This is a genomic window from Nostoc sp., from assembly GCF_036918015.1.
Lineage (GTDB): Bacteria > Cyanobacteriota > Cyanobacteriia > Cyanobacteriales > Nostocaceae > Nostoc.
The window spans coordinates 62,110-86,397 of sequence record NZ_JBALEO010000011.1; the positions used below are offsets into that span (position 1 = coordinate 62,110).

Consider the following 24,288-nt stretch of genomic DNA (forward strand, 5'->3'; position numbering starts at 1 on the left):
AAACTGAGGTTTGAGAAAGTAAAAGCTGCTTTTGCTTGCGTAAAATACTAAAATGAGAAGGTAAAAGCTGCTTTTGTTTGTGGAAAACACTCAAATGCGAGATTAAAAGCTGCTTTTGAAGAAGTAAAAGCTGCTTTTGTTTGTGGAAAACACTCAAATGCGAGATTAAAAGCTGCTTTTAAAGAAGTAAAAGCTGCTTTTGTTTGTGGAAAACACTCAAATGCAAGATTAAAAGCTGCTTTTAAAGAAGTAAAAGCTGCTTTTGCATAAGTAATCAGGCATTTTTACTTAATTCAAGATGAATTTTAGTGTAGGCGATACCTTTCCTTGGGAACACTACGCGAACGCTAACGCGCTTTTCAGTTTTATTACGGTACGCTTTGCACAAAACTAGCTTATTCAGGATTTGGGGGGAGGCGATGCCTACGGTGGTCACTGAACGGCTGGTGAACGGAGTCGAACCATGCCGAAGTGCGGGCTAAGTCTACGCGTAGATTCGCACTCTACACAACAACACTGATGCGCTCAGGATTTTTCTAAAAGGCGATCGCTTATGGGTTTACAATCAAAAATAGAGCGCTAGGCTTTACAATATCATCATTGCACCTCAGAGCGATGAAAAAGATTTTGGAGCGATCGTTTATGTTAGGTCTGGAGAGAATTACATTTGACCCTAGCATTATGGCTGGACAAGCTTGCATTCGCGGGATGCGGATTCCGGTTTCTTTAGTGGTAAATTTGGTAGCTCATGGAAAGCCTAGAGAAGAAATTTTAGAAGAATATCCTGATTTAGAAGCAGAAGATATTCGTCAATCTCTTCTTTATGCAGCATGGTTGACTCAAGAACGGGTTTATCCCTTCAAAAGTGCTTAACAAGTAATAATGAAGTTTTTGGCAGATATGGGAATTTCACTACGCACTGTAACTTGGTTGCGTGGTGCTGGTTATGATGTAGTGCATTTGCGCGATGAAGGTTTGCAAAGACTACCAGATAATGAGATTTTAATTAAAACCCGTGCAGAAGGAAGAATTTTATTAACTATAGATTTAGATTTTGCCCAACTTTTAGCCGTGAGTGGGGATAGTTTACCCAGTGTGATTTTGTTTAGGTTGGGGAACGAAAATTATGATGCAATTAATGAACGATTGACTCAAGTTTTGAGTGAATGCCAGGAAGATTTAGAGTTAGGGGCAATTATTTCTGTAAGTAATGAAACTTTTCGAGTGAGGCGATTGCCTATATAAATCAATACGCTTGGGTTAAGGCTAAAAACTAAAACTGGCGTAGGTTGGGGAACCTCATTCTACCTCAGAGTTCAGAACAGGAAAAGCCGAGTTAAAGCGATACCTTTCCTACGGAACGCTACGCGAACGGTAAGCTCCGCTAACGCACTTTTCAGTTTTATTACGGTACGCTTTGCACAAAACTAGCTTATTCTGGATTTGGAGGGAGGCGATCGCTTATGGGTTTACAATCAATTTTTTAACGTAAGATTAAACTGGTAGCACAACGCGAGATTTCATGGCGATAAGATTTATTCTGAGCGACTATGTTGACCGAGCGATGTCTGACGACAAGCCGCTCTGCGTCTACGCCCAGGCAATTTATGACAAGTTAGAAGATGGTACATTTACAGGTAGAATTCCTGTTTGCAAAGGAGTGATAGCCTTTGCATCGACTTTGCGCGAGTGTGAAGATGAATTACGCTCAACGCTGGAAGACTGGATATTACTTGGGTTAAAGCTGGGACATTCTCTACCAGTAATTGATAATATTGACCTCAACAAGGAGCCGAGCCTTGAGCCGATGGATACCGTGTAAGCGTCGGGATTTTGTGAATAAATTACGACGGATTGGCTTTGAGGGGACTTATTCTGGAACAAGACATCAGTTTATGGTTTATGGCCAACATCGTCTAACTATTTCCTCTAATGATGAGTATTCTGTACCGCAATTGCGGATAGTGAGCGTAGGATCAATGATATTATGCCTGCCTCAAGGAAATTGCATAATTATAATTGCTACGAATTACGACTGTTGAGGGATGACCTGCCCCTAAGCTCTGCTCACAAATCTTTAAGGCCTGCTCTAATAGAAGTTCGGCTTCTTTATAACGTCCTTGTAACATATACAGAAATGCCAGATTGCTGAGGCTAATAGCAAAGTTAGGATGCTCCTGTCCCAAAAGGCGTTTTCCTATTTCTAAGGCTTGCTGTAATAGAGTTTCAGCTTCTGTGTAACGCCCTTGGTATTTGTAGAGTTCGGATAGATTGTTGAGACTTTGAACAACATCAGGATGCTCCTGTCCTAGCAGACGTTGCCTCAGTTCTAAAGCTTGCAAAAATAGCGGTTCGGCTTCCATGTAACATTTTTGGCAAAAGTAGAGTGTTGCCAGATTGTTGAGACTAGTAGCAATTAACGGATTTTCTTGTCCCAGCAAGCTTTGGTACATTTCTAAAGCTTCATTATAGAGAGGTTCGGCTTCTGTGTAACGTCCTTGTAATTTGTAGAGTTCTGCCAGATTATTGAGACTAGTCGCAACTAATGAATGCTTTTGTCTCAGCAGGCGTTGCCTCATTTCTAAAGCTTGCAAAAATAGCGGTTGGGCTTCTGTGTAACGTCCTTGTAATTTGTAGAGTTCTGCCAGATTGTTGAGACTAGTCGCAACTAATAAATCTTCATGTCCTAATAGGCATTGTGTAAGTTTCAAAGCTTGCAGACAAAAAGGTTCAGCTTTTATGTAATATCCTTGAAATTTATATATTAACGCCAGATTATTTAGACTTTGAGCAACAGATAGATGTTCTAAGCCAAAGCGGTTTTGAGTAATAATTCGGCACTGCTCATACCAAAGTTCTGCTTGCTTATACAACCCCTGATATTCATAGAATTCACCTAAGCTCGTGAAAGGTCTAGCTATATCTTCATTACTGAGATATGTAGCAAGATTGTTCGCTACCTCTGCCACATGAGGTATGGCGTTAGAGACATCGGTGATTTGTTTAAGGGTAGAGTATTCAGGAATTTCCTTGGCAACTGCTAGCATTACTTTGCAAAGCGATCGCTTAAATTCCTCTACCTGATTGAACTCAGCCTGCTTAAGTTGAAAAAATTCTCGAATGAGTTGATGTAGTTGGTAGCTGTCCTCACCTTGAAGCAGATGCAAACTCTCTAACTCAACTCTGCTATCCTCCAACTGTTCAGCATCTTTCCCCGTTTCTACACTTTCTACCAGTCTCCAAGGAATAGGAGCTAAAGCAAATAAACTCAGTAAAACACCTAACTCTTTGGCATCATTACTTAATTCTTCCCAACTTAACTCAAAAGCTGCAATCACACCCCGCTTAACATTTAATGTGCAAGTGCGATCTTTTTCATCCAGTGCCAAAGCCTGATGACTTAACGCTTTCCCCTTTGCGTCTAATCGTTGCACCATTTCCGCCAGAGATATTCTCCGCTTTTTAATGTACCTTCCTACCAAGTTCAAAGCCAAAGGTAAATAACCTAAACGTTCACAGAGTTTTTTTGCTGCTGTTGCTGATTCCTCTGTTACCTTTTCTCTCACCCAGAGTTGTAAAAGTTCCACGCCTGCGGATTCACCCAAAACATTTAAAGTAAAAGACTGGGGAAGGTCTAACTGTAATCGCGTCGTAATCAGCACTTTAAAACGGGGTAGTTGCGGTGGTAGATATGTCTCAACCTTAGAGTAATCATTGAGATCATCCAGTACTACCAGTACATCACCTTCACGCCAGTGCTGCCAGCAGTATTTCACTTGACTGGGTAAGTCTCCATCCAGATATTGTGGTGGGTTTAAGTCAAGGTGAATTCTAGCAAACTGCACAACTTGAATGCCCACATCCCCAGTCCTTGACTGCAACCAGCAAATTCCACCCTTGTAAATTTCACGGTGAGCATTTGCATATTGTAAGGCCAGTTCTGTTTTACCCAGTCCACCCATGCCAGCAACAGCCGCAATTACCACCTGATTATTTTCCTGCAACATCTCATGTAGATTTTGCAATTCAGCTTCACGTCCAACAAACTTCACTACCCCACTCAGGGGTAAATTTTGCGGTGTTTCAGTAGAGGGATTTAACTTTACCCGTTCCCCAACAGGCGACTGTAGTCAGTTGTAAGTGTTGTGCTGTTGCTCAATTATCACTTGTTGGGCAACTGTTGATCCTTTCTCTACTTTGATCTGATCTGCTAACTTAGCAAAGTTGTTGACAACTGATGGTTGCGACTCAATTTGTTTTGCTAATTTTTGAATTTCCTCAGCACTCTCAGACTGGTCATTGTTAGCAGCTGCTTCCACTTCTCGCACAGATTGAGCAATTTCGGTATCTGCATCTGCTGCTGCTTTTAACTCCAGCACTGCTTTGCCATAATCTAACGGCTGCTGTGTTGCATTTGCTAGCAAAGGCAACTTATTTTTATGATGTAGCTGTTCGATTAACTCACGACTTTTGTCTAATGCAGCTTCTCCAAGCTTTTCGCCAGTTTTTTCTAGAGCTTTAGTTAAAACTATAGTAGCGATCGCAGTTGCAACAGCTGTTAATGTTACAGGTTCCATAATTAATAAGATACGACATCGCACTGGGAGATACAAATGTAGTTCTGTTTATTTTGGAAATATATCACACATATTTAGCAGTTAACCCTATATCCCGCCTTACAATAAATTGCAAGGCTAATAGCCTAATTCCACTCAAGTGGACTAAAACCCTTTCTCAGTCTTCTTTAGAAGACTTTAGCTATTAGCCATAGGTTTCTAACCTATGGCGGGTAATGCAACAGACGCAATATCTCAGACTTACGGACTTGAGTTTAATAGATTTTAAGTGGCGGATGATTTGAAAGAATAAGCAGTAAAAGTGACATTTTGCACTGCGACAAACCCTTATCTACAGCCCCATTCCTTACAATGGAAAGAGATTTTATTCACTTTCCTTCTTGAGGGAATCTCAAAGTCAACACACCAACTGATGCAATTTGATACCCAACTACTACCACGCATTAATGCCACAGGCAAAAGAGAAAATGGTAAACAATATTATGTAGATGCCAACGGAAATCGCTTTCCCAGCGTGACTACAATACTTAATGCCACCAAATCACAAGCAGACAGAGACAGATTATTAAACTGGAAAGCGCGTGTTGGTACAGAAGAAGCTACCCGCATTACTACATCTGCTAGTCGTCGGGGAACCCAAACACACAAGCAAATTGAGCGCTACCTCCTTGGACAAAACCCTGTTTGTCCCGAAGCGAGTCGCCCTTATTGGGAGAGTATCCAGCCAGTTTTACAAAAAATCGACACAGTTAGACTCGTGGAAGGCTCTGTTTTTCATCATGATTTGGATTATTCTGGCAAAGTTGATTGTATTGCCAGCTATCAAGGTATTCCCTGTATTTGCGAGTGGAAAACAGCAGACAAACCCAAAGGTTCAATTGAGCATTTATATGAACATCCACTGCAACTTACGGCATACATAGGAGCAGCTAACGAATATTATCAAGATTATGGCATTCAGCTAAAGCACGCTCTTTTGGTAGTAGCGATTCCAGAAATGCCAGCAGAGGTATTTTGGTTTGAATCAGCAGTCATTAAAGATTACTGGGAACAGTGGGAAAAAAGAGTCGCTGAATATTGGGAACGCAGAAGCGTTTGGGGTTAATCGGTGGGATTGGACAATTACCAAAAGATTGGATTTCGTAACGTGAAGTAAATTTTCACGAGTAGTAATAACAAGCAATCTAACCTTGTAACGGCAAGACAGTAATTAACCGAGAAAATCTTGCAAAATCGCCTATGTTGTGAGTAAGTAATTGAGGAATATCATAAACTAGCATTGTAGCGACGATATTTGCATCATGAACTTGCTTACCACCGCTAGGAATTTCCTCCATAAGTGCCAGCAACCTTTCTGTCACCTGAAAACTATCTTCAGCTACCCGAAAGCGGTTATATAAATAGCGGAGATCCTGAATTACTATTGCAATGGGTAGTGGGTTGGTAAATTGTTGCGGACGGGTAAGGGTAGCCAAATATTCCCGCAACACTTGTCGGCTAATCCACAAGTCAACCCCTGCATCATAAAAACCTTGGATAGTCTCCATAGCAGCTTGGTGAAATGGAGACTGAATCTGACTAGCGTACACCAGTATATTTGTGTCTAGAAAAACAGGATCACCGCCCCCAATCACCATACATATCCTCACGTCTTAAAGAAAGATTTTCAGGCCAAGGGCCATAATTATGTACAGGAAAGTTTAGAGGAGGACGCTTTTGTTTCCTCTCTGCTTCCTCAGCCAAAGGCTTTTCATCAATTACTATTACCACCTGATGCTCGCCCTCTGGAATATCCAATGGTAATTGCGCTGTAATCTTACCATCTTTGCTAACTGTGGCAATTGTTTCTATACTTTTCATCTCATTTCCTCCTTAATCAATCCATTACAGCTAACACGGCTTTCGGCAACAACTTATCTTTAAACCAAACAATTCTGGCGGGGACATCATTTAATTTTACTCCCGCCTTTTCTAAATTAAGTCGCTCGGAAATTGCTAAAATCAAATCATCACGTCCAGCCCGCCGCACCTGAGAAAACTTCTTTTGTAAATATTCAGGTCGCCAATAACCAACAATTTCTAATAAAAAGGTGCGTCCATCAGCATGAACTAAGCGAAAATCGGGAATCATCACACTACCGGGAATTGGTATCAAATCAACTTCTCGCTCTAACGCCCAACCACTTTTCAACGCATCCCATTTATCAGCAAAAGATGCTTCTAGCATACTATCGTAGGGCTTACCTGGTGGATAATGGGATACCAAACCACATTCAGAATTGAGAGTAAAACGTCCAGTTTTCCAGGCATTTGTATAAGCATCGCGGGTTTGGAGAATCGAAGAAAGACTCCATTTGGTAACGTGAAGTAAAGCCGGAATCATTTTAGCGATCGCTAACCCATATCGCGTACTAGGATTAAACAAACTCGTCGGCCCATCAATGGTAATTGTAAACCCGTGGTCAGCATCACCCTCAATATAAGCCATCAATTGAAATAACTTTAAATAGCGAAACAATAGCTTATATTCTCCCGGAACATTGCGATGAGCATTTAACACCAGTTTACTGGCCTTATAAAACACACCCTGCACCTGAGATAAGTTATATCGATTTAACACATCTGGCGCTGTTGGTGCATCAAAAACAGTCAAAATTTTATTCTCAGATAAATCAGCATATAATCCATTCCGAACCTGTTCTAATAAAACTTCCCGCTCAAGTTCTTGAGTTAACTCATCAGCAATTTTACTCAGAGTAACTTGTGTAGATTCTCGACTAGAAACAGACTTTGCAGCCAACGAAAACACCCGTTCTCTTAACATCTGTGGTTCCAAAGGACTAACCACCTCAAAAGTACAAAAACTACTTTTGAGAATATAAGCTAACCCCCGCTTCACCCGATAATCTGTAGAATCTCCTTCAAAATCAGTCAGTTGTCGCTCAAGCACACCTTGAGTCTTTCCCACTGCTGATTGAAAATAATTAATTAACTCAATCGCCAACTCCGAAGTTTTATTGTCAATCTTCAGTCTCTTCGGGATGATCTCCTCCCCGTTTTGGCGATGCATCAGTAAGTCTGTCGGTAACATCTGCTGAATTTTGGATTTTAGATACTTCGACTTCGCTCAGTACAAGTTTTGGATTTTGGACTGAATAATTAATCTCTAACTGTTCCGCCGCCTTCAAACTCCGTTCCTTCCCACTCCCATAGACAACCTGTAACTTCCCTTTCCTCTCTTTTTCTCCCCCTGCTTCCCCTGCCTCCCCTGCTCCCCCTGCTCTCCTCTCCCCTCTCCGCCTAGCCGAAGTCCCCTCTTCACTCGTATCCTCCGCCACCACCTCATACAAAATCGCCTGTTTATTCTCAATATTCCCCTTCCGTAAAATCCTCCCCAAGCGCTGAGTATACTCCCTAGCCGAACCCGTTCCCGATAAAATAATCGCCACAGAAGCCGCAGGTACATCAACCCCTTCATTCAACACATGAGAAGCAACCAAAGTATTATATTTACCTTCTCGAAACTTTGTTAATATCTCATGCCGTTCCTTCACAGGAGTTTGATGAGTAATTGCCGGAATTAGCAACTCTTGAGAAATGCGATAAACCGTTGCATTATCAGCAGTAAAAATCAAAATTCTTGCCGGATAATGTTCTGCCAATAAATTAATCAAAATTCGCAACTTTCCATCAGTACCCAAAGCGATATCTTTCGCTTCTCGGTGCGCTAACATCGCCCTCCGTCCAGATTGCGATCGCGCGCTCATTTGGACGAACATTTGCCAACCTTGCAGACTCCCCAAAGAAATTTTCGATTGCTTCAAAAAGTCATTGCGGGTTTGAATTAACTGGTTGTATCTTTCCCGTTCCAGTTGCGATAACTTTACCTTAATTTGGACAATTTCATGCTCTGCTAACGCCTTCCCTGCCAAATCTTCAGCGCGTTTGCGATATACTTCTTGACCAATGAGGATATTTAAGTCAGCGTGTTTACCATCGGTACGTTCCGGTGTTGCGGAGAGTCCCAAGCGATAAGGTGCGATCGCATATTCGGCAATTACCCGATTAAAATCTGTCGGTAAATGATGACATTCATCAAAAACAATCAACGCATACTGATTTCCCAACGTCTCAGCGTGAATTGCGGCACTATCATAAGTTGCAACTAAGATAGCCGTTCTATCCCGCGAACCACCTCCCAGCAATCCCACCTCAGCATCGGGGAAAGCCGCTACTAAATGTGCATACCACTGATGCATTAAATCCAAAGTTGGCACTACAATCAGCGTCGTGCGTGGCGTTGATTGCATCGCCATTTGCGCCAAATAAGTCTTTCCCGCCGCCGTGGGAAGCACAACGACTCCTTGTCTACCCGCCAGTTTCCAAGCCGCTAGGGCCTCAGTTTGGTGAGGATAGGGTTCCATTTCCAGAGTGGGAACCAAATCTACCGGATAAAATTGCTTGGCCTCATCGATAAAATTCACATCTTCCGCTTGTAGTGCTTCCACTAGCGATCGGTATCTAATTGCTGGGATGCGGAATTTTTCAACTCTATCATCCCACGTAGCATAATCCATCCAACCTTTACCGCGTGGTGGTGGATGCAAAATTAATGTGCCACGATCAAAATTTAATGTAGGGGTACGAGCCATTTGAGAGTGCTGAGTGCTGAGTGCTGAGTGCTGAGTGAGGAGTTAAGAGTTAAGAGTTAGGAGTTAGGAGTTAGGAGTTAGGAGTTAGGAGTTATTTCTCCCCTGCTTCCCCTGCTTCCCCTGCTTCCCCTGCCTCCCCTGCTTCCTTATCTCCCTCATCCCCCCACTCCCTTGATTACTAATAACGTAAAAAGTGCATGATTAATCCAACTAACTCCGACAAAACCCAACTAGATGCGCTCATTAGTCACGGAATGTCCTATCGGCAAACCAACAATAACCTGTCCGAATCTTACAAAGAACAGCGACAGAGCTTTTTGCTGAAACGGCTGCAATTGCAGGCGCAGATTATATTAATAGCTGGCTTGACTTTAATTGCTTTTTTTCTTTGGGTAAATTCACAATTAGAAGGCAAGATATACGCCTTTAAAATTGGGCTTGTAGTAGAATTATTCACTCTTATTTGTTGGGGTTTATGCAAAACTCCTATCGGTCGCCGCTATCCTGATTTAATTTTTTTGAGTTTATGCTGGTCTGTAACTTGTGCTGTCCAAATTGATATAGCTTTGCTGTTTAATAATTTAGAACCAAGAAGCAATATTTGGACTTTGATGTTTCTTACTCAAGCTACAATCATTCCAGTCCAATGGTGGATGCATTTAATATCTCAACTCGGAACAATACTTTGCTATTTAACTTTATATATCTTCTATAGCCCCGTCTTGAAAAATCCGTCAGCGTTTTATATTGAGCAAGGATTATATTTCTTTTGGACTTGCATAATTTGTGTTTTTTCTGTCTATTTATACGAACGCTTACGAAAAAAAGAATTTTACGCTCGTAAGGCAATGGAACTAGCGCAGCACAAATCAGAACGGCTGCTACTAAATATTTTGCCAGAGATGATTGCAGAACAATTAAAACAACAGCCGGCAACTATTGCCGATAACTTTCTGGAAGTTACGGTGCTATTTGCTGATATTGTTGGCTTTACAGAGCTTTCATCTCACACCTCACCCGCAGAATTAGTCGAGTTATTAAATACAATATTCTGTCTGTTTGACCAATTAGCAGAACGTCATGGGGTAGAGAAAATTAAAACCATTGGCGATGCGTATATGGCTGTTGCTGGGTTGCCAAATCAGTCTAACAATCATGCTCCAGCAATAGCTAATATGGCTTTGGATATGCAAAATGCTGTAGCTACTTTTAACAAAGAAAATAACCAATCCTTTAGCATTCGGATTGGCATTAGTACAGGGCCAGTAGTAGCAGGGGTGATTGGTCTGAAAAAGTTTGCCTACGATCTCTGGGGAGATACAGTCAATATAGCTAGTAGAATGGAATCGCATGGTATTGCAGGTAGTATCCAGGTTTGTGAAGCAAGTTATCAGATTTTAAAGGATAAATACTTATTGGAGAAACGAGGTTTAATTCAAGTGAAAGGTAAAGGTGAAATGATGACTTATATACTCAAGGGAATTAATTTAAAAACTTAATAAATAGGAGTCAGAATGGGCTGCGCCCCGCTGCGCTAACAGAATTCAGAATCCAGAATAATTTACCCATAAAGTTAGTATGTATTTTTCCGATGCATTATTTGGTGTTGAGCGATGTCTATGACGAGCTACGCCTACATATTTTCTAGCTGATTTTGGGAATAATCCTTTAGCTAGCTGCATAAAGGAGAAGCCACATTGAAAGGAACACGTTCCCTTCTAGCGCCTTATGCTGTGGCACTATTGGCTGTTGGTAGCGTATTGCTACTAACACTATTGCTACAGCCACTACTGAAACAAACGATTTTCCTGCTGTTTTTTGCTGCCGTGGCGGTTAGTGCCTGGTATGGGGGCATGGAAGCAGGATTACTGGCTACTGCTTTGTCTACTTTAGCCGTCAGCTACTTTTTCTTAGAATCAGTATTTTCGCTCTTGGTTGCGAGTCTAGACAACATACTGGGCTTAGGCTTGTTTGTGCTGGTGACAACAATTATTAACTTGCTGAACTCAGAGTTACGCACTGCCAAACAACATCTTCAAACGAGTTTGCAGAAGCTACAGGTAAGTGAAGCAAGGTTTAAAAAGTTGGTAGAGTCCAACATCATTGGTGTAATTGTAACCAATATGGACGGGGCGATGCCTACGGCGGGCTACGCCTACGCAGAGGCTAATGATGCTTTTTTACAAATGGTAGGTTATTCGCAAGAGGATTTGCTCGCAGGGCTTCGATGGCGCGACATGATACCACCAGAATATATTGAAACTAATAACAGTGCGAACGCAGAACTCACAACTAAAGGCGTGTGTCAGCCTTTTGAGAACGAATACATCCGCAAAGATGAAAGCCGCGTTCCCATCCTGTTAGGTTCTGCTTTGTTAGAAAATAACCAAGATGATATTATCTCTTTTGTGATTGATTTAAGTAAACACAAACAAGCAGAACTTGCCCTTTCCAAAAGCGAAGAACGCTACCGCGCTTTTTTAGAGCATAGTTCAGAAGGTATTTGGTGCATCGAACTGGAAGTACCAATTTCAGTAGATTGTCCAGAAGATGAACAAATTCAACATTTTTACCAATATGTTTACCTGGCAGAATGCAACAATGTTATGGCGCAGATGTATGGCTGTTCTCGTGCCGAAGAAATTCTCGGCGTCAGACTAGGAGACTTTCTTGTTGCCTCCGATCCACATAATATTGCCTACCTGCGTAATTTTATCCGTTCTAACTACCGACTAATCGATGCCGAGTCCCATGAAATAGATAAGCAAGGTAATTCCAAATATTTTTTGAATAATCTGGTGGGAATTGTCGAAAATGGCTTTTTAGTGAGAGCGTGGGGAACTCAACGCGACATTACAGAACACAAACAAGCAGAAGCAGCACTCCGTCAACGAGAAGATGAACTGCGTCTAATTACCAATGCTGTGCCCGCCAAGATTTCTTATGTTGATAGTCAGCAGCGTTATCGCTTTAATAATAAAGAATATGAAGACTGGTTTGGGCTTTCTGCTTCCGAAATTTCTGGTAAACATATTAGAGAAATTTTGGGAGAGTCAGTTTATCAGTCAATTCTTCCTTATGTAGAAGCAGTACTCTCAGGAGAACAAGTAACTTACGAAACCCAATTACTTAATAAAGATGGCATAAACCATTACGTGAATGTGACTTACATTCCCCAGTTCAGTCAGGAGGGGAAAGTTGCAGGATTTGTTGCTCTAATCACAGATATTACACTTCACAAGTTAGCCGAAGCAGCTCTCAAACAAAGCGAGAAACGGTTAAAGACGCTAACTGAAAAAGTCCGCGTGATTCCTTGGGAGGTAAATGCCAATACTGGGAATTTTACTTATGTAGGGCCACAAACTGTTGAGATTCTAGGCTATCCATTGTCAGACTGGTACACCGATAATTTTTGGGCAAAACATATACATCCAGAAGATCGGGAGTGGGCTATTCAGTATTGCCAAGAATCTTCTCTATCACTGAATAATTACGAATTTGAATACAGAATGTTGGCTGCTGATGGCAGAGTTGTCTGGCTATATGACATTGTAAATGTGGTGCGGGATGAAAATGGGCCGCAGCTACTACATGGATTCATGATTGATATTAGCGATCGCAAGCAAGCAGAGCAAGAACGCGAACAACTGCTTAAACGCGAACAAGCAGCACGCGCCGATGCCGAAACCGCCAACCGGATGAAGGATGAGTTTCTTGCCACACTCTCCCACGAACTCCGTACACCCCTAAATGCTATACTTGGCTGGGCGCAGCTACTTAGAACGCGCAAGTTCGATCAAACTACTACTGGCCGGGCACTAGAGACAATTGAACGTAATGCTAGATCCTTGACACAACTGATTGAAGATGTTCTTGATGTGTCACGGATTATTAGAGGCACACTCCATTTAAGTAGGGAGCGGGTTGAACTTGGATCGCTTGTAGAGGCGGCAATCGATACTGTGTACCCAGCAGCCCAAGCTAAAGAGATTAATATCAAGTGTAAATTCGACCCCAAATTAGAGGTAGTTGTGGGTGATGCCAATCGCTTGCAACAGGTTGTGTGGAATTTGCTTTCCAACGCCGTCAAGTTTACACCCAAGGGCGGCAGAGTTGATGTGCAATTAGAGTGCATTGAGTCTTACGTGCAAATTCGGGTGAGTGATACGGGAGGGGGAATTGCTGCCGAATTCCTACCTCATGTATTTGAACGCTTTCGTCAAGCTGACAGTTCCAGCACGCGATCGCATGGCGGATTAGGATTAGGGTTAGCGATCGTCCGTCACTTGGTAGAATTACACGGTGGCACAGTCTCGGCTGAAAGCCCAGGAATTGGACAGGGGGCGACTTTCGTTGTCAGTCTGCCAATGAAAGCTATTTAGGGGGCAGGGGGGCAGAGGGGCAGAGGGGCAGAGGGGCGGAGGGGCGGAGGGGAAAACTTACTGCAACTTCTCCCCTACTCCCCATTGATAAATACTCAAGATTAGGTATCGGAAATTGCTTCATTGGAGAGGATTGTAATGATTTCATCCAAGGGGCGATCGCGATTAGACTCTTCTGGTGTTTCTTTACCCAAGGAGGTGTCTTTCACCAAACGGTAAACGTCAGCGGCTCCGTCAAAAATGCGCTCAGTTAGACCCAATTCTTTAAAGGTTTCTGCAATCTCTTCCATTTCTCCTACCCAACGATGGGCTTTCGGTGTCATCGATGGAATAGAACGGGTTAAAATGCTAGCAAGTTCTTTTTGACTACTAGACACTTCATCCCATAATTCTTTATCCAAACCTAAGCGATGGGCTGCAATTAGTAATTCTGTGCCGATTGCTGTAAGTCCTTTTGTCAGGGCTGCGTAAGACATTTTCAACCCGGAAGCCTGACCAATTTCCTCACCAATCACCCGCACATCCAAGCCATAATCTCGCAGTTGTAGGAGTTGATTTGCTTGTTTTCCTGAAGTGTAAATCCGGGTGCGATTGGGAACTCGCGGCGGTGGGCCAATAATTGATGCATCTACGAATGTTCCGCCAACTGATTCAATGAGTTGAGCGATATTTATAACTTTTTGGGGTGCGATCGCATTACAGTCAACGTAAAGAATAGATTTACCCACATTGCTAATCGCCTCAGCTACTTGCTTCGCTGCTTGGGTAGCCGCTGCGGGAACAAGAACTGACAACACCACATCAGATTCAATTACCAGTTGTGTGAGAGAACCCACATCTTGAATGTTGGCTGCTGCTGCTAATTGCCGAGTCCGTTCGCTGCGATCGTTTAGGGCAGCAATAGTTTTCAATTCATGTTGATTGAGAACAGCTGCGATCGCTTGTCCCATATCACCCGGACTTAAAATACCAATAGTTTGGATAGGCATGGAAAGTTTTATATTTATTTCGTGGCTGACAAGTTAATTCAGGTAATTGAGTCGTCAATAAACTACTTTAACTCGATAGAGCTAACGTACTATATCAAACCACGGATAAGCTTAACAAGCAAGTTATAAAGACTTACGCACACTCTACAAATTCTTCTCTACAAGATAATTACTTTTAGTGGGAGTTTGACCAATTTGCAGTACACAAATTGCGGCAATTAAACAGAGAACGCCTGATAAAATAAACGCTTGTAAATAACTTCCCGTCCAAGTTCTCAACACTCCGGCTCCGAATGCTGCTGTGGCTGCACCAATCTGGTGTCCGGCGACAATCCAACCGAACATCACGCCGACATTTTCTTTACCGAAGATGTTAGCAACAAGACGGACTGTCGGTGGTACGGTAGCAATCCAATCAAGTCCATAGAAGACGGCGAAAATGGAAAGTCCGTAGAAGGAAAAGTTAAAACTGAAGGGCAAGAAAATCAAAGATATACCCCGCAATCCGTAGTACCAGAACAATAAGTAGCGATTGTTCCAACGGTCAGATAGCCAACCAGACATAGTGGTTCCAAAAAAATCGAATAGTCCCATGATTGCCAAAAGTCCAGCAGCCTTGACTTCCGGGATACCGTGGTCAATACAAGCGGGAATTAGATGAGTTCCAATTAACCCATTTGTGCTGGCACCACAGATAAAAAAGCTACCAAATAATAGCCAGAAGTCTCGATTACGCATTCCCAGCCAGAGAGCGTTAAGAGTGGAGGCGATGGAATTGACTTTGGGCTGCAACACTTCCACAGTTTCGCTATTGTCGCCAAAGGCTCGCAAACCGACATCCGCCGGACGATCGCGCATAAAGACTGCGATCGCTGGAATAATTAGAAGTGCTGCACCAGTCAGAGCCAGAGCCGCAGTTCGCCACCCAAAGCGATCGGCTATTGAGGCCAAAATGGGCAGAAACACTAGTTGTCCCGTGGCTGTACTGGCGGTTAAGATGCCCAGAACTAGACCCCGCTTTTCCAAAAACCAGCGATTGACGACAATAGCACCTAAAACTAGGGCGATAACTCCGCTACCACAACCGACAACTACACCCCACAGCAAAACTAGTTGCCAGGAAGCTGACATTAAAGTGGTTAAACCGACACCCAGCGCAATGATGGCAAGTGAGAATACCATCATCCGACGAATGCCGATTCGCTCCATAACTGTGGCAGCAAAAGGGCCAATTAATCCGTAGAGTACTAAGTTAATGGAGATTGCCAAAGATATAGTTGCTCTACTCCAGCCAAACTCTTGTTCGAGAGGCACTATAAAAACTCCAGGAGCAGAGCGGATTCCGGCTGCTACCAGCAAGGCTAGGAATGTTAAACCAGCTACGATCCAGCCATAGTGGAACGAACGACGTGCTAGGAAGGAGGCTAGAGACATGAGTGGGGACTGGGGATTGGGGATTGGGGATTGGGGAATAGTAGTCTGTCAATAAATAATTGATAAATAAATTCCTTGTAGAGACGGCGATTTATCGCGTCTCTCTAACTATTGCCCAATGCCCCATAACAATTTAGGAAAAGTTACCCTGCATAAGCATTACCGATTCTATCCACAGAGACGTTAGAGGAGAATGGCAAACGACCGGGATTTAAGCGTGGTTCTGCTGCATAGCCAACAGGAACTAAAACAGCGATCGCTAAATCTGGATTATCTCTTGCACCAATCACTTGTTTTACCTGATCCTCAATCCAACCATTCATAAAACAAGTGGATAATCCCAAACTTTCTGCTGCTAACACCAAATGGGTAGCAGCGATAATGGCATCTTTGATCGCATACTCCCGTTGTTTGTCTCCCAGTGTTTCTTGAAATTGCGGAATAGCAGTTTTAAAATAATTAGCTGTGCTTTCATTCCATGCCCCAGTTGCAAGAGCCTGTTCAATTATCGGGTTCAAGTTTTTTTCAGATGCAGTTGCATCAGCAGCAAACACAAAGGTAACTGGTGCTTGAACAATTTGCTGTTGATTAAAAGATGCTGCTGATAGTGCGGCCTTTTGTGCTTCATCTTGCACAAGAATAATTTGCCAGTCCTGGATATTATAGCTGCTGGGTGCAGCCACGGTTAGCTCTACTAGTTGCTTGAGTAGTTCTGGGGTGATGGGGTCTGTTTTAAAAGTTTTGATAGAACGACGTTGAGCGATCGCACTGGGTACATCTAAAGGTTGGGTTTGGATGATGGAACTCATGAGATTCTCCTGATAGTTGGATTATGACCAAATAATTCGTAATTAGCATACAAGCGAATTTATTTATTCATGAAACAAAAACAAAAATTATTCGCAAGGGACAATTACAAATTACGGATTACGAATTACGCATTAGCTACTGCTTCACTAGCAGGCGACCAAAATGGATAGTCTGTATATCCTTTTTCACCGCCGCCATAAAAGCTTGCTTGATTTGGTTCATTTAGTGGTGCATTCAAAGCCAAGCGTCGGGGTAAATCGGGATTTGATATAAATAATGTGCCAAAGGCAACTAAATCTGCTGCTTTATTTGCCAGTACTGCATCGCCTTTTTCACGAGTATAACCACCATTGACGATGAGAGTACCTGTAAAGCGATCGCGTATATGACTAGTGGGTACTATTATCCCGCCATGTCTAATATCTGCCTCTGTTGCCTCATAAATATGCAGATATGCCAAATTAAACTGGTTCAACGCTTGAGCTGCATAACCGAATGTCTCCAGAGGATTGGAGTCACCGATATCGTTAAAAGTCCCACTGGGAGAAAAACGTACCCCAACTCGGTTAGAATCCCACACACTAGTTACCGCCTCTGTCACCTCCAACAGGAATCGGGTACGATTCTCAATAGAACCTCCATATTTATCTGTACGTTGATTGGTGCGATCGCGGAGAAACTGATCTATTAAATAACCATTAGCTGCGTGAATTTCCACGCCATCAAACCCAGCCGCTAGGGCATTTGCGGCTCCCTGACGGTACTGTTCGACTATCTGTGGTATTTCCGAAGTTTCTAAAGCACGAGGCGTAACAAAGGGTTTTGGCCCCTCATAAGTTGCAGCCTCACCTTTAGGAGTAATGGCAGAAGGTGCTACAGGTAAAACTCCATTCGGTTGTAAATCAGGGTGAGAAATCCTGCCTACGTGCCATAGTTGCAGAAAAATTCTGCCTCCGTGCTGATGTACGGCATCGGTTACTAACTTCCATCCTTCCACCTGTTCTAGTGAATGAATTCCTGGTGTCGCGGGATAGCCTTGTCCTTCAGGAGTTACCTGTGTTGCTTCAGAAATAATCAGTCCGGCGGAAGCACGTTGAGTGTAGTAGGTAGCATTCAGTTGGTGTGGCACGTTTCCCTCACCTGCCCGGTTTCGGGTTAAGGGAGCCATTACTATCCGGTTAGGTAGTTCCAGATTTCCTAATTGGTAAGGAGAAAATAAGTTGATATCAGTAGTCACGGTCGCTTCGCTCCAATTCAAAATTCAAAACTTGTACTGAGCTTGTCGTTGGCGTAGCCTCTCCGCCAGGAGAAGTATTCAAAATTTGGAACCCCGCATCTGCGAGGGAGAATAAGGAAAGAGTTTTCCTCATACCCAATTTTGCGTGCAGCGCATTACAGCTATTTCAAGTAAATAGACTATGCGGTTGTGGTTCAAATACTAAACAATCGACCGAATAACGCCACCATCTACCCGCAAAGCTGCACCATTAGTTGCCGATGCTACGGGACTAGAAAGGTAAACTACGATCGCTGCTACTTCTTCATTAGTTGCAAAGCGTTTAATCAAGGAACTTGGACGCACATTTTCAAAAAACTCCGCCTCAACTCGATCGGGACTAATACCACGTTCCTGTGCCAGGTTGGTGATAAACTCTTCAACTCCTTCTGAACGAGTTGGCCCTGGTAGGACAGAGTTTACTGTAACTCCAGTGCCCACAGTCATTTCTGCTAGACCTCTGGCAATAGCTAGCTGCGCCGTCTTAGTTGTGCCGTAGTGAATCATTTCCACTGGGATCTGAATAGCAGATTCGCTGGAGATAAAAATTATCCGCCCCCAGTTTTGCTCTAGCTGCTTTTGCAGATATTGCCGACTCAAACGGACTCCACTGAGGACGTTCACCTCAAATATCTTTAACCAGTCTTCATCAGTAATATCAAAGAAGGTTTTTGGCTCATAAATACCCACATTGTTTATGAGTATATCAACGTGAGGAACCTCTTGAATGAGTTTCTCTACCCCTGATGCAGTGCCTGCGTCAGCAACAACACCAGAAACTTTCGCGTCGGGTGTAGAATCCTTAATTTTAGCGATCGCTTGAGCTACTCTTTCTTCAGACCGACCGTTGACAATTACTGATGCACCCTCTTGAGCTAACCCAAGAGCGATCGCCAAACCAATGCCTGCGGTTGAACCACTTACTAGGGCGGATTTACCATGCAATTTCAAGTCCATTTCGCTCTTTCCCCATTAGTTGAAACAAAATGAGCAGGGCACTGGGGACTAGGAAGTAGAGGAGATGAGGGAGATGAGGGGGATAAATAAAACTCCTCACTCCTCACTCCTAACTCCTAACTCCTAACTCCTAACTCCTAACTCACCACTCACCACTCCTAACTCAGCACTCAGCACTCAAATTAAAGATGCTGTGCTAAGGTCTTATTCAAGGTAGTTTTTGGAACCGCCCCTACGACAGTATCGACCTGGCGACCTCCTTTAAAAACCATCAATGTCGGAATGCTGCGAATTCCATAGTGGCTAGCGACAGTAGGATTTTGATCTGTGTTCAACTTCACAAATTTCACCTGTCCTTCGTATTCAGCAGCAACTTCATCGACGACTGGGCCGACCATCCGGCAAGGGCCGCACCACGGTGCCCAAAAGTCCACTAATACCGGAATTTCACTTTCCAAGACTTCTTGCTTGAATGTGGCTTCTGTGACGTTTGTAATGGATGACATAAATTGCCTTCCTACTTAATTCTATAATTCGATAATATCGAATAATAAAAATATATGCCACCTGATGAGATAATGCAACTATGAGATTCCTTTATCATCCAGATAGAAAAAATATTTCTTTACCAGGCGTGTTGTATGCATTGGGCGATCCCGTGCGGCTAGAAATTGTGCGGCTGTTGGCGACTGAGGGGGAACAATGCTGTGCGAGGTTTGATTTTGCGATCGCTAAGTCTACGATGTCCAACCACTTCAAGATTTTGCGGGAGTCGGGGATAGTCTTTACACGCAAAGAAGGAACACACCATATAAACATTTTGCGGCGTGAAGATTTAGAGGTGCTGTTTCCAGGGTTGCTGGATGCAGTATTGAAAGCCGCTCAACCATTACCTGTTGAACCCGCCAGTACTAAACAAACAGCTTCAAGGATTTAGGGGTATTGGGCATGATCTGTTTAAGAATCTGCTCGTTTTTCAATTTGTGTTTCTAAATCAGCAAAGATATCATGTTGTTCTTGAAAAGTCCTTGGAGTGTGAGATAAACCTAAATCTGTAGAGAGTAAATCAATACCATCGATAATCTTGGGTATCTGAGATCGATCGACTTGCAGACCGAGAAAGCATTTTTCCCTGTAATCTGGTCTTTCCTGAAAGAGTGCGATGTCTACGACGGGCTACGCCTACGCTCTTTCCAAAGGGCGCATAACCTGATATGCTTTTTCAGCCTTCTCAATTGATACTTGAGGGATTGGCGATCGCAGCCTAAGAATTGCTAGATCGATTAAATCTCTTGCCTCAACGCTGTCATCGGCGTAACGGTCAGAACTTGACAGCAGCTTAGAGGTAAAACAGTCATTAAAGCTTAAGCAGGGAACGAGTGACCACTTTAGATATCTTGGTGGGTCTAGTTGAAAACGAGTTTCGGCAATAATTTCCGTGCTAAGTGTTTAGGGTTGAAGTTTTTAATTTTAGTAAATTTGTAATAAATATCAATAAAATCAGATAAAGGTTTTGTCCCTTCTACAGTTGATGAATAATAGTCTAAATAATCTGAAAATTCCTTAAAATCAATATCCATTTGAATTTCATCTAACACCATAGCTGTTTTTCACCTTTGATAACTGGGATTTTTCACTACTGATTAAGGTTTTGAGAACGGATTCTAGAGTTTGGATTGATTGTCTGTTTTGATAACTATTTTAAATAACCACTTTTGGCTTATTTGGATTTTACGGGATAAACTCTTCCTTTCCAAGCACCGCCGCGCCCTTGCCAGTGACGTAGGGCTGAGTCTAGAGTCATCAGGGTATAGAGAAAAGCGATCGCAGGTAAACTAAAAGCGAACCAGACAGAACATTTATAAAAACGGATCGTTGGGTAGTAAGCGAAAGTCATTAACAACCATCCTAATAAACCCGTAAATGCGATCGCCCAATTGCTCCAAACTGCACCCAGAATCACACATATAGGAGGAGCTAAATAAATCAGAGGCATTCCTACCAAAGTTCCCAATAGTAGTAATGGCGAATAATTCAATTGGGTATAAGCACTACGAGCAACCATATCCCAAATTGTCGCTAGCGAGTCATAAGGACGCAAACTACGAGTCAAGCTACTCAATCCTAGCCAGATACGTCCAATGGGGATTGGGTACTGGGTATTGGGTACTGGGGATTGGGAAAACTCTTCCCTAGTCCCTCTCTTAACAGCCTGAGCCAACGCGCAATCGTCTATTAAAGCTTGGCGAATGACTTGAATACCGCCGATTCGCTCTAAAGCTTCACGGGCAATTAAAATAGATCCCCCAGCGGCTGCTGCTGTGGGATTGTTGGGATTATTCACCCAGCGAAAAGGATAAAGTTTTTGGAAGAAAAAGACGAAGGCTGGAATCAAAAGTTTTTCCCAAAAGCTTTCACATCTGAGTCGCACCATTACCGAAACCATATCTAAATCTTCCTGCACAGCTTTAGCAACGAGTCGGCGGAGATTACCAGGATCGTGTTCGATATCTGCGTCGGTTAGCAAAAAATAATCGGGTGCAAATTTACTAGCGCTCTTTATACCTTGCTCAACTGCCCAAAGTTTCCCCGACCAACCAGCAGGCAGTGATTCACCTGAGATAATATGCAATTGCTGGGGTTTCCCAACAGCGTGTGCAACCCCTTCGGCAAAATTTGCTGTCCGGTCTGTGCTGCGATCGTCTACCAAAAACACGTTGAAAGAACCAGGATAATCTTGAAGTAGGAGCGATCGCAAACTAGTTGGTATTAACTCAGCTTCATTACGGGCTGGAACGACGGCACAAACCACAGGTAACGATTGTAGCTGAGTTTCTGTAACCTCTAATTGCTGGTCTGTCCGCCAAAACTGTCCCCAAAAACACAGTAATCCTAACCAAATTGTCAAGGATAACAGCATCAATCCTAATACAATTACATCCATGACCGTCGCTTCGCTCCAATTCAAAATTCAAAAAAAGAATGACCTATTGCAAATTTTCAGTGACTCAGACACAATACTATGTCTACTGATATAGGAAAAATTTTTTATCGGATTGCCGGATTCAAAACTAGTGTTGGGTGTTGAGGTTAGATAGTATTTGATGCAAACACAAGACAGGGTAAAAGTCAATCAAGTCGCAGAAGCGATCGCAGCTAGCCAAGAATATCTGCTTTCGATTCAAAATCCGGCAGGTTACTGGTGGGCAGAGTTAGAATCTAATGTCACCATCACTGCTGAAGTCGTTCTCCTGCATAAAATTTGGGGAACAGACCAAACCAGACCTTTGGACAAAGTTGAAGCATATTTGCGTCAAGAGCAACGGCAGCATGGCGGCTGGGAACTTTTCTACGGTGACGGCGGAGAAATTAGCACCTCGGTTGAAGCCTACATGGCGCTGAGGCTGTTAGGTGTGCCAGCAACCGATCCGGCGATGGTTCGAGCGAAAACTTTTATTCTGCAACGAGGTGGAATCAGCAAAACTCGGATTTTTACCAAGTTGCACTTAGCTTTGATTGGCTGCTACAACTGGCGCGGTATTCCCTCGCTACCACCTTGGGTAATGCTGTTGCCAAAAGCTTTCCCTGTGAATATCTACGAGATGTCTAGCTGGGCACGTTCTAGTACAGTACCGTTGTTGATTGTATGCGATCGCAAACCTGTTTTTCTCACCAACTCAGCGATCAACCTAGATGAGCTATATGCTGAAGGTATCGATCGAGTCCAGTGGGAATTACCCCAAAGTGGCGATTGGACAGATTTATTCCTTACCCTCGATCGAGGATTCAAGTTGGCAGAAAGCCTTAATTTAGTACCCTTCCGCCAAGAAGGTATCAAAGCCGCCGAAAAATGGATTTTAGAGCGCCAAGAAGCTACAGGCGATTGTGGCGGCATTATTCCGGCAATGTTGAATTCAATGCTAGCTTTGCGGTGTCTGGATTATGACCGAAACGATCCCATTGTGGAACGAGGTTTGCAAGCAATTGATAACTTTGCCATTGAAACCGAGAATAGTTACCGGGTACAGCCTTGTGTTTCACCCGTCTGGGATACAGCTTGGGTGATGCGTGCTTTGGTAGAATCTGGTTTTGCACCAGATCATCCAGCTGTAGTAAAGGCTGGAGAATGGTTGCTGCAAAAACAAATTTTGGATTACGGTGATTGGGCTGTCAAAAATCGCCAAGGAAAACCAGGGGCTTGGGCATTTGAGTTTGAGAATCGCTTTTATCCCGATGTAGATGACTCGGCGGTGGTGGTGATGGCATTACATTTGGCGAAACTCCCTAATGAAAAAATTAAGCAAGCTGCGATCGCTCGTGCCTTAAACTGGATTGCATCTATGCAATGTAAAGCAGGCGGGTGGGCTGCTTTTGATTTGGATAACGATCAAGATTGGCTTAACTCCATCCCATACGGCGACTTGAAAGCGATGATCGATCCAAACACCGCAGATGTTACCGCTAGGGTACTAGAAATGCTTGGTGCTTGTGATTTGTCAATTGATAGTGATAATTTGGAGCGATCGCTTACTTATCTTCTGCGCGAACAAGAAACCGAAGGCTGTTGGTTTGGTCGTTGGGGTGTAAATTATATTTACGGAACCAGTGGCGTTTTATCAGCTTTGGCGTTAATTGATCCTCAAAGGCATAAAAAAAGTATAGAACGAGGAGCAGCTTGGTTAGTTGGATGCCAAAACCCAGATGGTGGTTGGGGCGAGACTTGCCGCAGCTACGACGATCCTAGTCTCAAAGGCAAAGGAAATAGTACTGCATCTCAAACTGCTTGGGCTTTAATTGGCCTTTTGGCCGCAGGTGAAGCAACAGGTAAATTAGCTCTTGATGCGATCGAGCGGGGAATTGACTATTTGGTGACAACTCAACAGCCCGATGGTACTTGGTTTGAGGCAGACTTTACAGGTACTGGCTTCCCTTGCCATTTTTATCTCAAGTATCATCTGTATCAACAATACTTTCCTTTAATCGCACTAGGTCGCTATCAAACAGCGATTAAAGAAGGTTAATATTCGTTTTTAGTAAGGTAGCACACCTATGCTACCTTAAAGGATATTTGAAAAGTTTTCTTCTCGGTAACAAAATGTTCTAGATCCCCCTAAATCCCCCTTAAAAAGCTATCCATTATAAACATCTTTCTTAATCAGAAAATTGACAAAAAAGAGAAGTTGTGTATAAGGGTGGAAGTCAAAAAATCAC

23 protein-coding genes are annotated in these 24,288 nt (G+C 43.1%); 8 read left to right on the plus strand and 15 right to left on the minus strand.

Going from position 1 to position 24,288, the window contains the following annotated elements:
- Window positions 1–615: 615 nt before the first annotated feature.
- From V7K61_RS03100 to V7K61_RS03110, 3 genes are all read left to right on the plus strand, one after another.
- On the plus strand, window positions 616–873 hold the full coding sequence (locus tag V7K61_RS03100; protein ID WP_442936289.1) for a DUF433 domain-containing protein: 258 nt from the start codon (window positions 616–618) through the stop codon (window positions 871–873).
- Window positions 874–882: 9 nt separating this feature from the next.
- Window positions 883–1,245 (plus strand): DUF5615 family PIN-like protein, encoded by a 363-nt coding sequence (locus V7K61_RS03105; RefSeq protein WP_335050859.1) that lies wholly within the window; start codon window positions 883–885, stop codon window positions 1,243–1,245.
- Window positions 1,246–1,522: 277 nt separating this feature from the next.
- Entirely contained in the window at window positions 1,523–1,822 is a 300-nt protein-coding gene (locus tag V7K61_RS03110; protein WP_335050861.1) for a type II toxin-antitoxin system HicB family antitoxin, read from the plus strand.
- Between the two features lie 163 nt (window positions 1,823–1,985).
- Here V7K61_RS03110 and V7K61_RS03115 read toward each other — a convergent pair whose 3' ends face one another.
- Complete coding sequence (locus tag V7K61_RS03115) at window positions 1,986–4,052, minus strand: tetratricopeptide repeat protein (protein WP_335050863.1); 2,067 nt, start codon at window positions 4,050–4,052, stop codon at window positions 1,986–1,988.
- 78 nt (window positions 4,053–4,130) lie between these two features.
- Window positions 4,131–4,577, minus strand: a complete 447-nt coding sequence (locus tag V7K61_RS03120; RefSeq protein WP_335050866.1) for a hypothetical protein — start codon at window positions 4,575–4,577, stop codon at window positions 4,131–4,133.
- A gap of 412 nt (window positions 4,578–4,989) precedes the next feature.
- Here V7K61_RS03120 and V7K61_RS03125 point away from each other — a divergent pair, with 412 nt between their 5' ends.
- Window positions 4,990–5,682, plus strand: coding sequence for a PD-(D/E)XK nuclease family protein (locus V7K61_RS03125; protein ID WP_335050868.1), 693 nt, complete (start codon window positions 4,990–4,992; stop codon window positions 5,680–5,682).
- 79 nt (window positions 5,683–5,761) lie between these two features.
- Here V7K61_RS03125 and V7K61_RS03130 read toward each other — a convergent pair whose 3' ends face one another.
- The 4 genes from V7K61_RS03130 to V7K61_RS03145 are packed head-to-tail and all read right to left on the minus strand — an operon-like array spanning window position 5,762 to window position 9,229.
- A complete protein-coding gene (locus tag V7K61_RS03130; protein ID WP_335050871.1) occupies window positions 5,762–6,214 on the minus strand; it encodes a type II toxin-antitoxin system VapC family toxin in 453 nt (150 codons plus the stop codon).
- Window positions 6,195–6,437 (minus strand): hypothetical protein, encoded by a 243-nt coding sequence (locus tag V7K61_RS03135; protein ID WP_335050873.1) that lies wholly within the window; start codon window positions 6,435–6,437, stop codon window positions 6,195–6,197. Before V7K61_RS03135 ends, V7K61_RS03130 begins: the two co-directional genes overlap by 20 nt.
- 16 nt (window positions 6,438–6,453) lie before the next feature.
- The gene (locus tag V7K61_RS03140) at window positions 6,454–7,668 is read right to left on the minus strand and encodes a DUF790 family protein (RefSeq protein ID WP_335050875.1); all 1,215 of its coding nucleotides are present in this window, start codon (window positions 7,666–7,668) and stop codon (window positions 6,454–6,456) included.
- On the minus strand, window positions 7,598–9,229 hold the full coding sequence (locus V7K61_RS03145; protein WP_335050877.1) for a DEAD/DEAH box helicase: 1,632 nt from the start codon (window positions 9,227–9,229) through the stop codon (window positions 7,598–7,600). The genes V7K61_RS03140 and V7K61_RS03145 overlap by 71 nt, the downstream gene beginning before the upstream one ends.
- A gap of 197 nt (window positions 9,230–9,426) precedes the next feature.
- Between V7K61_RS03145 and V7K61_RS03150 the strand changes: the two genes are divergently transcribed.
- Complete coding sequence (locus V7K61_RS03150) at window positions 9,427–10,728, plus strand: adenylate/guanylate cyclase domain-containing protein (RefSeq protein WP_335050879.1); 1,302 nt, start codon at window positions 9,427–9,429, stop codon at window positions 10,726–10,728.
- A 198-nt stretch (window positions 10,729–10,926) separates the two neighbouring features.
- Window positions 10,927–13,611 (plus strand): PAS domain S-box protein, encoded by a 2,685-nt coding sequence (locus V7K61_RS03155; RefSeq protein WP_335050881.1) that lies wholly within the window; start codon window positions 10,927–10,929, stop codon window positions 13,609–13,611.
- A gap of 101 nt (window positions 13,612–13,712) precedes the next feature.
- On the opposite strand, the gene V7K61_RS03160 is transcribed toward V7K61_RS03155, so the two are convergent.
- From V7K61_RS03160 to trxA, 6 genes are all read right to left on the minus strand, one after another.
- Window positions 13,713–14,600, minus strand: a complete 888-nt coding sequence (locus tag V7K61_RS03160; RefSeq protein ID WP_335050883.1) for an NAD(P)-dependent oxidoreductase — start codon at window positions 14,598–14,600, stop codon at window positions 13,713–13,715.
- A 144-nt stretch (window positions 14,601–14,744) separates the two neighbouring features.
- Complete coding sequence (locus tag V7K61_RS03165) at window positions 14,745–16,034, minus strand: MFS transporter (RefSeq protein ID WP_335050885.1); 1,290 nt, start codon at window positions 16,032–16,034, stop codon at window positions 14,745–14,747.
- A 143-nt stretch (window positions 16,035–16,177) separates the two neighbouring features.
- Complete coding sequence (locus V7K61_RS03170; RefSeq protein ID WP_335050887.1) at window positions 16,178–16,843, minus strand: nitroreductase family protein; 666 nt, start codon at window positions 16,841–16,843, stop codon at window positions 16,178–16,180.
- Between the two features lie 125 nt (window positions 16,844–16,968).
- The gene (locus V7K61_RS03175) at window positions 16,969–18,081 is read right to left on the minus strand and encodes an alkene reductase (protein ID WP_335050889.1); all 1,113 of its coding nucleotides are present in this window, start codon (window positions 18,079–18,081) and stop codon (window positions 16,969–16,971) included.
- 201 nt (window positions 18,082–18,282) lie between these two features.
- Window positions 18,283–19,077, minus strand: a complete 795-nt coding sequence (locus tag V7K61_RS03180) for an SDR family NAD(P)-dependent oxidoreductase (RefSeq protein WP_335050892.1) — start codon at window positions 19,075–19,077, stop codon at window positions 18,283–18,285.
- A gap of 182 nt (window positions 19,078–19,259) precedes the next feature.
- Window positions 19,260–19,583, minus strand: coding sequence for a thioredoxin (gene trxA, locus V7K61_RS03185; RefSeq protein ID WP_012412473.1), 324 nt, complete (start codon window positions 19,581–19,583; stop codon window positions 19,260–19,262).
- Between the two features lie 80 nt (window positions 19,584–19,663).
- Here trxA and V7K61_RS03190 point away from each other — a divergent pair, with 80 nt between their 5' ends.
- The gene (locus V7K61_RS03190; RefSeq protein WP_335050895.1) at window positions 19,664–20,014 is read left to right on the plus strand and encodes an ArsR/SmtB family transcription factor; all 351 of its coding nucleotides are present in this window, start codon (window positions 19,664–19,666) and stop codon (window positions 20,012–20,014) included.
- 245 nt (window positions 20,015–20,259) lie between these two features.
- On the opposite strand, the gene V7K61_RS03195 is transcribed toward V7K61_RS03190, so the two are convergent.
- The 3 genes from V7K61_RS03195 to V7K61_RS03205 form a co-directional block, all read right to left on the minus strand.
- Window positions 20,260–20,511: a nucleotidyl transferase AbiEii/AbiGii toxin family protein gene (locus V7K61_RS03195; protein WP_335050905.1), complete on the minus strand. Its 252-nt coding sequence runs from the start codon at window positions 20,509–20,511 to the stop codon at window positions 20,260–20,262.
- Window positions 20,484–20,678, minus strand: coding sequence for a hypothetical protein (locus V7K61_RS03200; RefSeq protein ID WP_335050897.1), 195 nt, complete (start codon window positions 20,676–20,678; stop codon window positions 20,484–20,486). Before V7K61_RS03200 ends, V7K61_RS03195 begins: the two co-directional genes overlap by 28 nt.
- A gap of 119 nt (window positions 20,679–20,797) precedes the next feature.
- On the minus strand, window positions 20,798–22,021 hold the full coding sequence (locus V7K61_RS03205; RefSeq protein WP_335050899.1) for a glycosyltransferase: 1,224 nt from the start codon (window positions 22,019–22,021) through the stop codon (window positions 20,798–20,800).
- A 160-nt stretch (window positions 22,022–22,181) separates the two neighbouring features.
- Between V7K61_RS03205 and shc the strand changes: the two genes are divergently transcribed.
- On the plus strand, window positions 22,182–24,098 hold the full coding sequence (shc, locus tag V7K61_RS03210; protein WP_335050900.1) for a squalene--hopene cyclase: 1,917 nt from the start codon (window positions 22,182–22,184) through the stop codon (window positions 24,096–24,098).
- The last annotated feature ends 190 nt before the right edge of the window (window positions 24,099–24,288 follow it).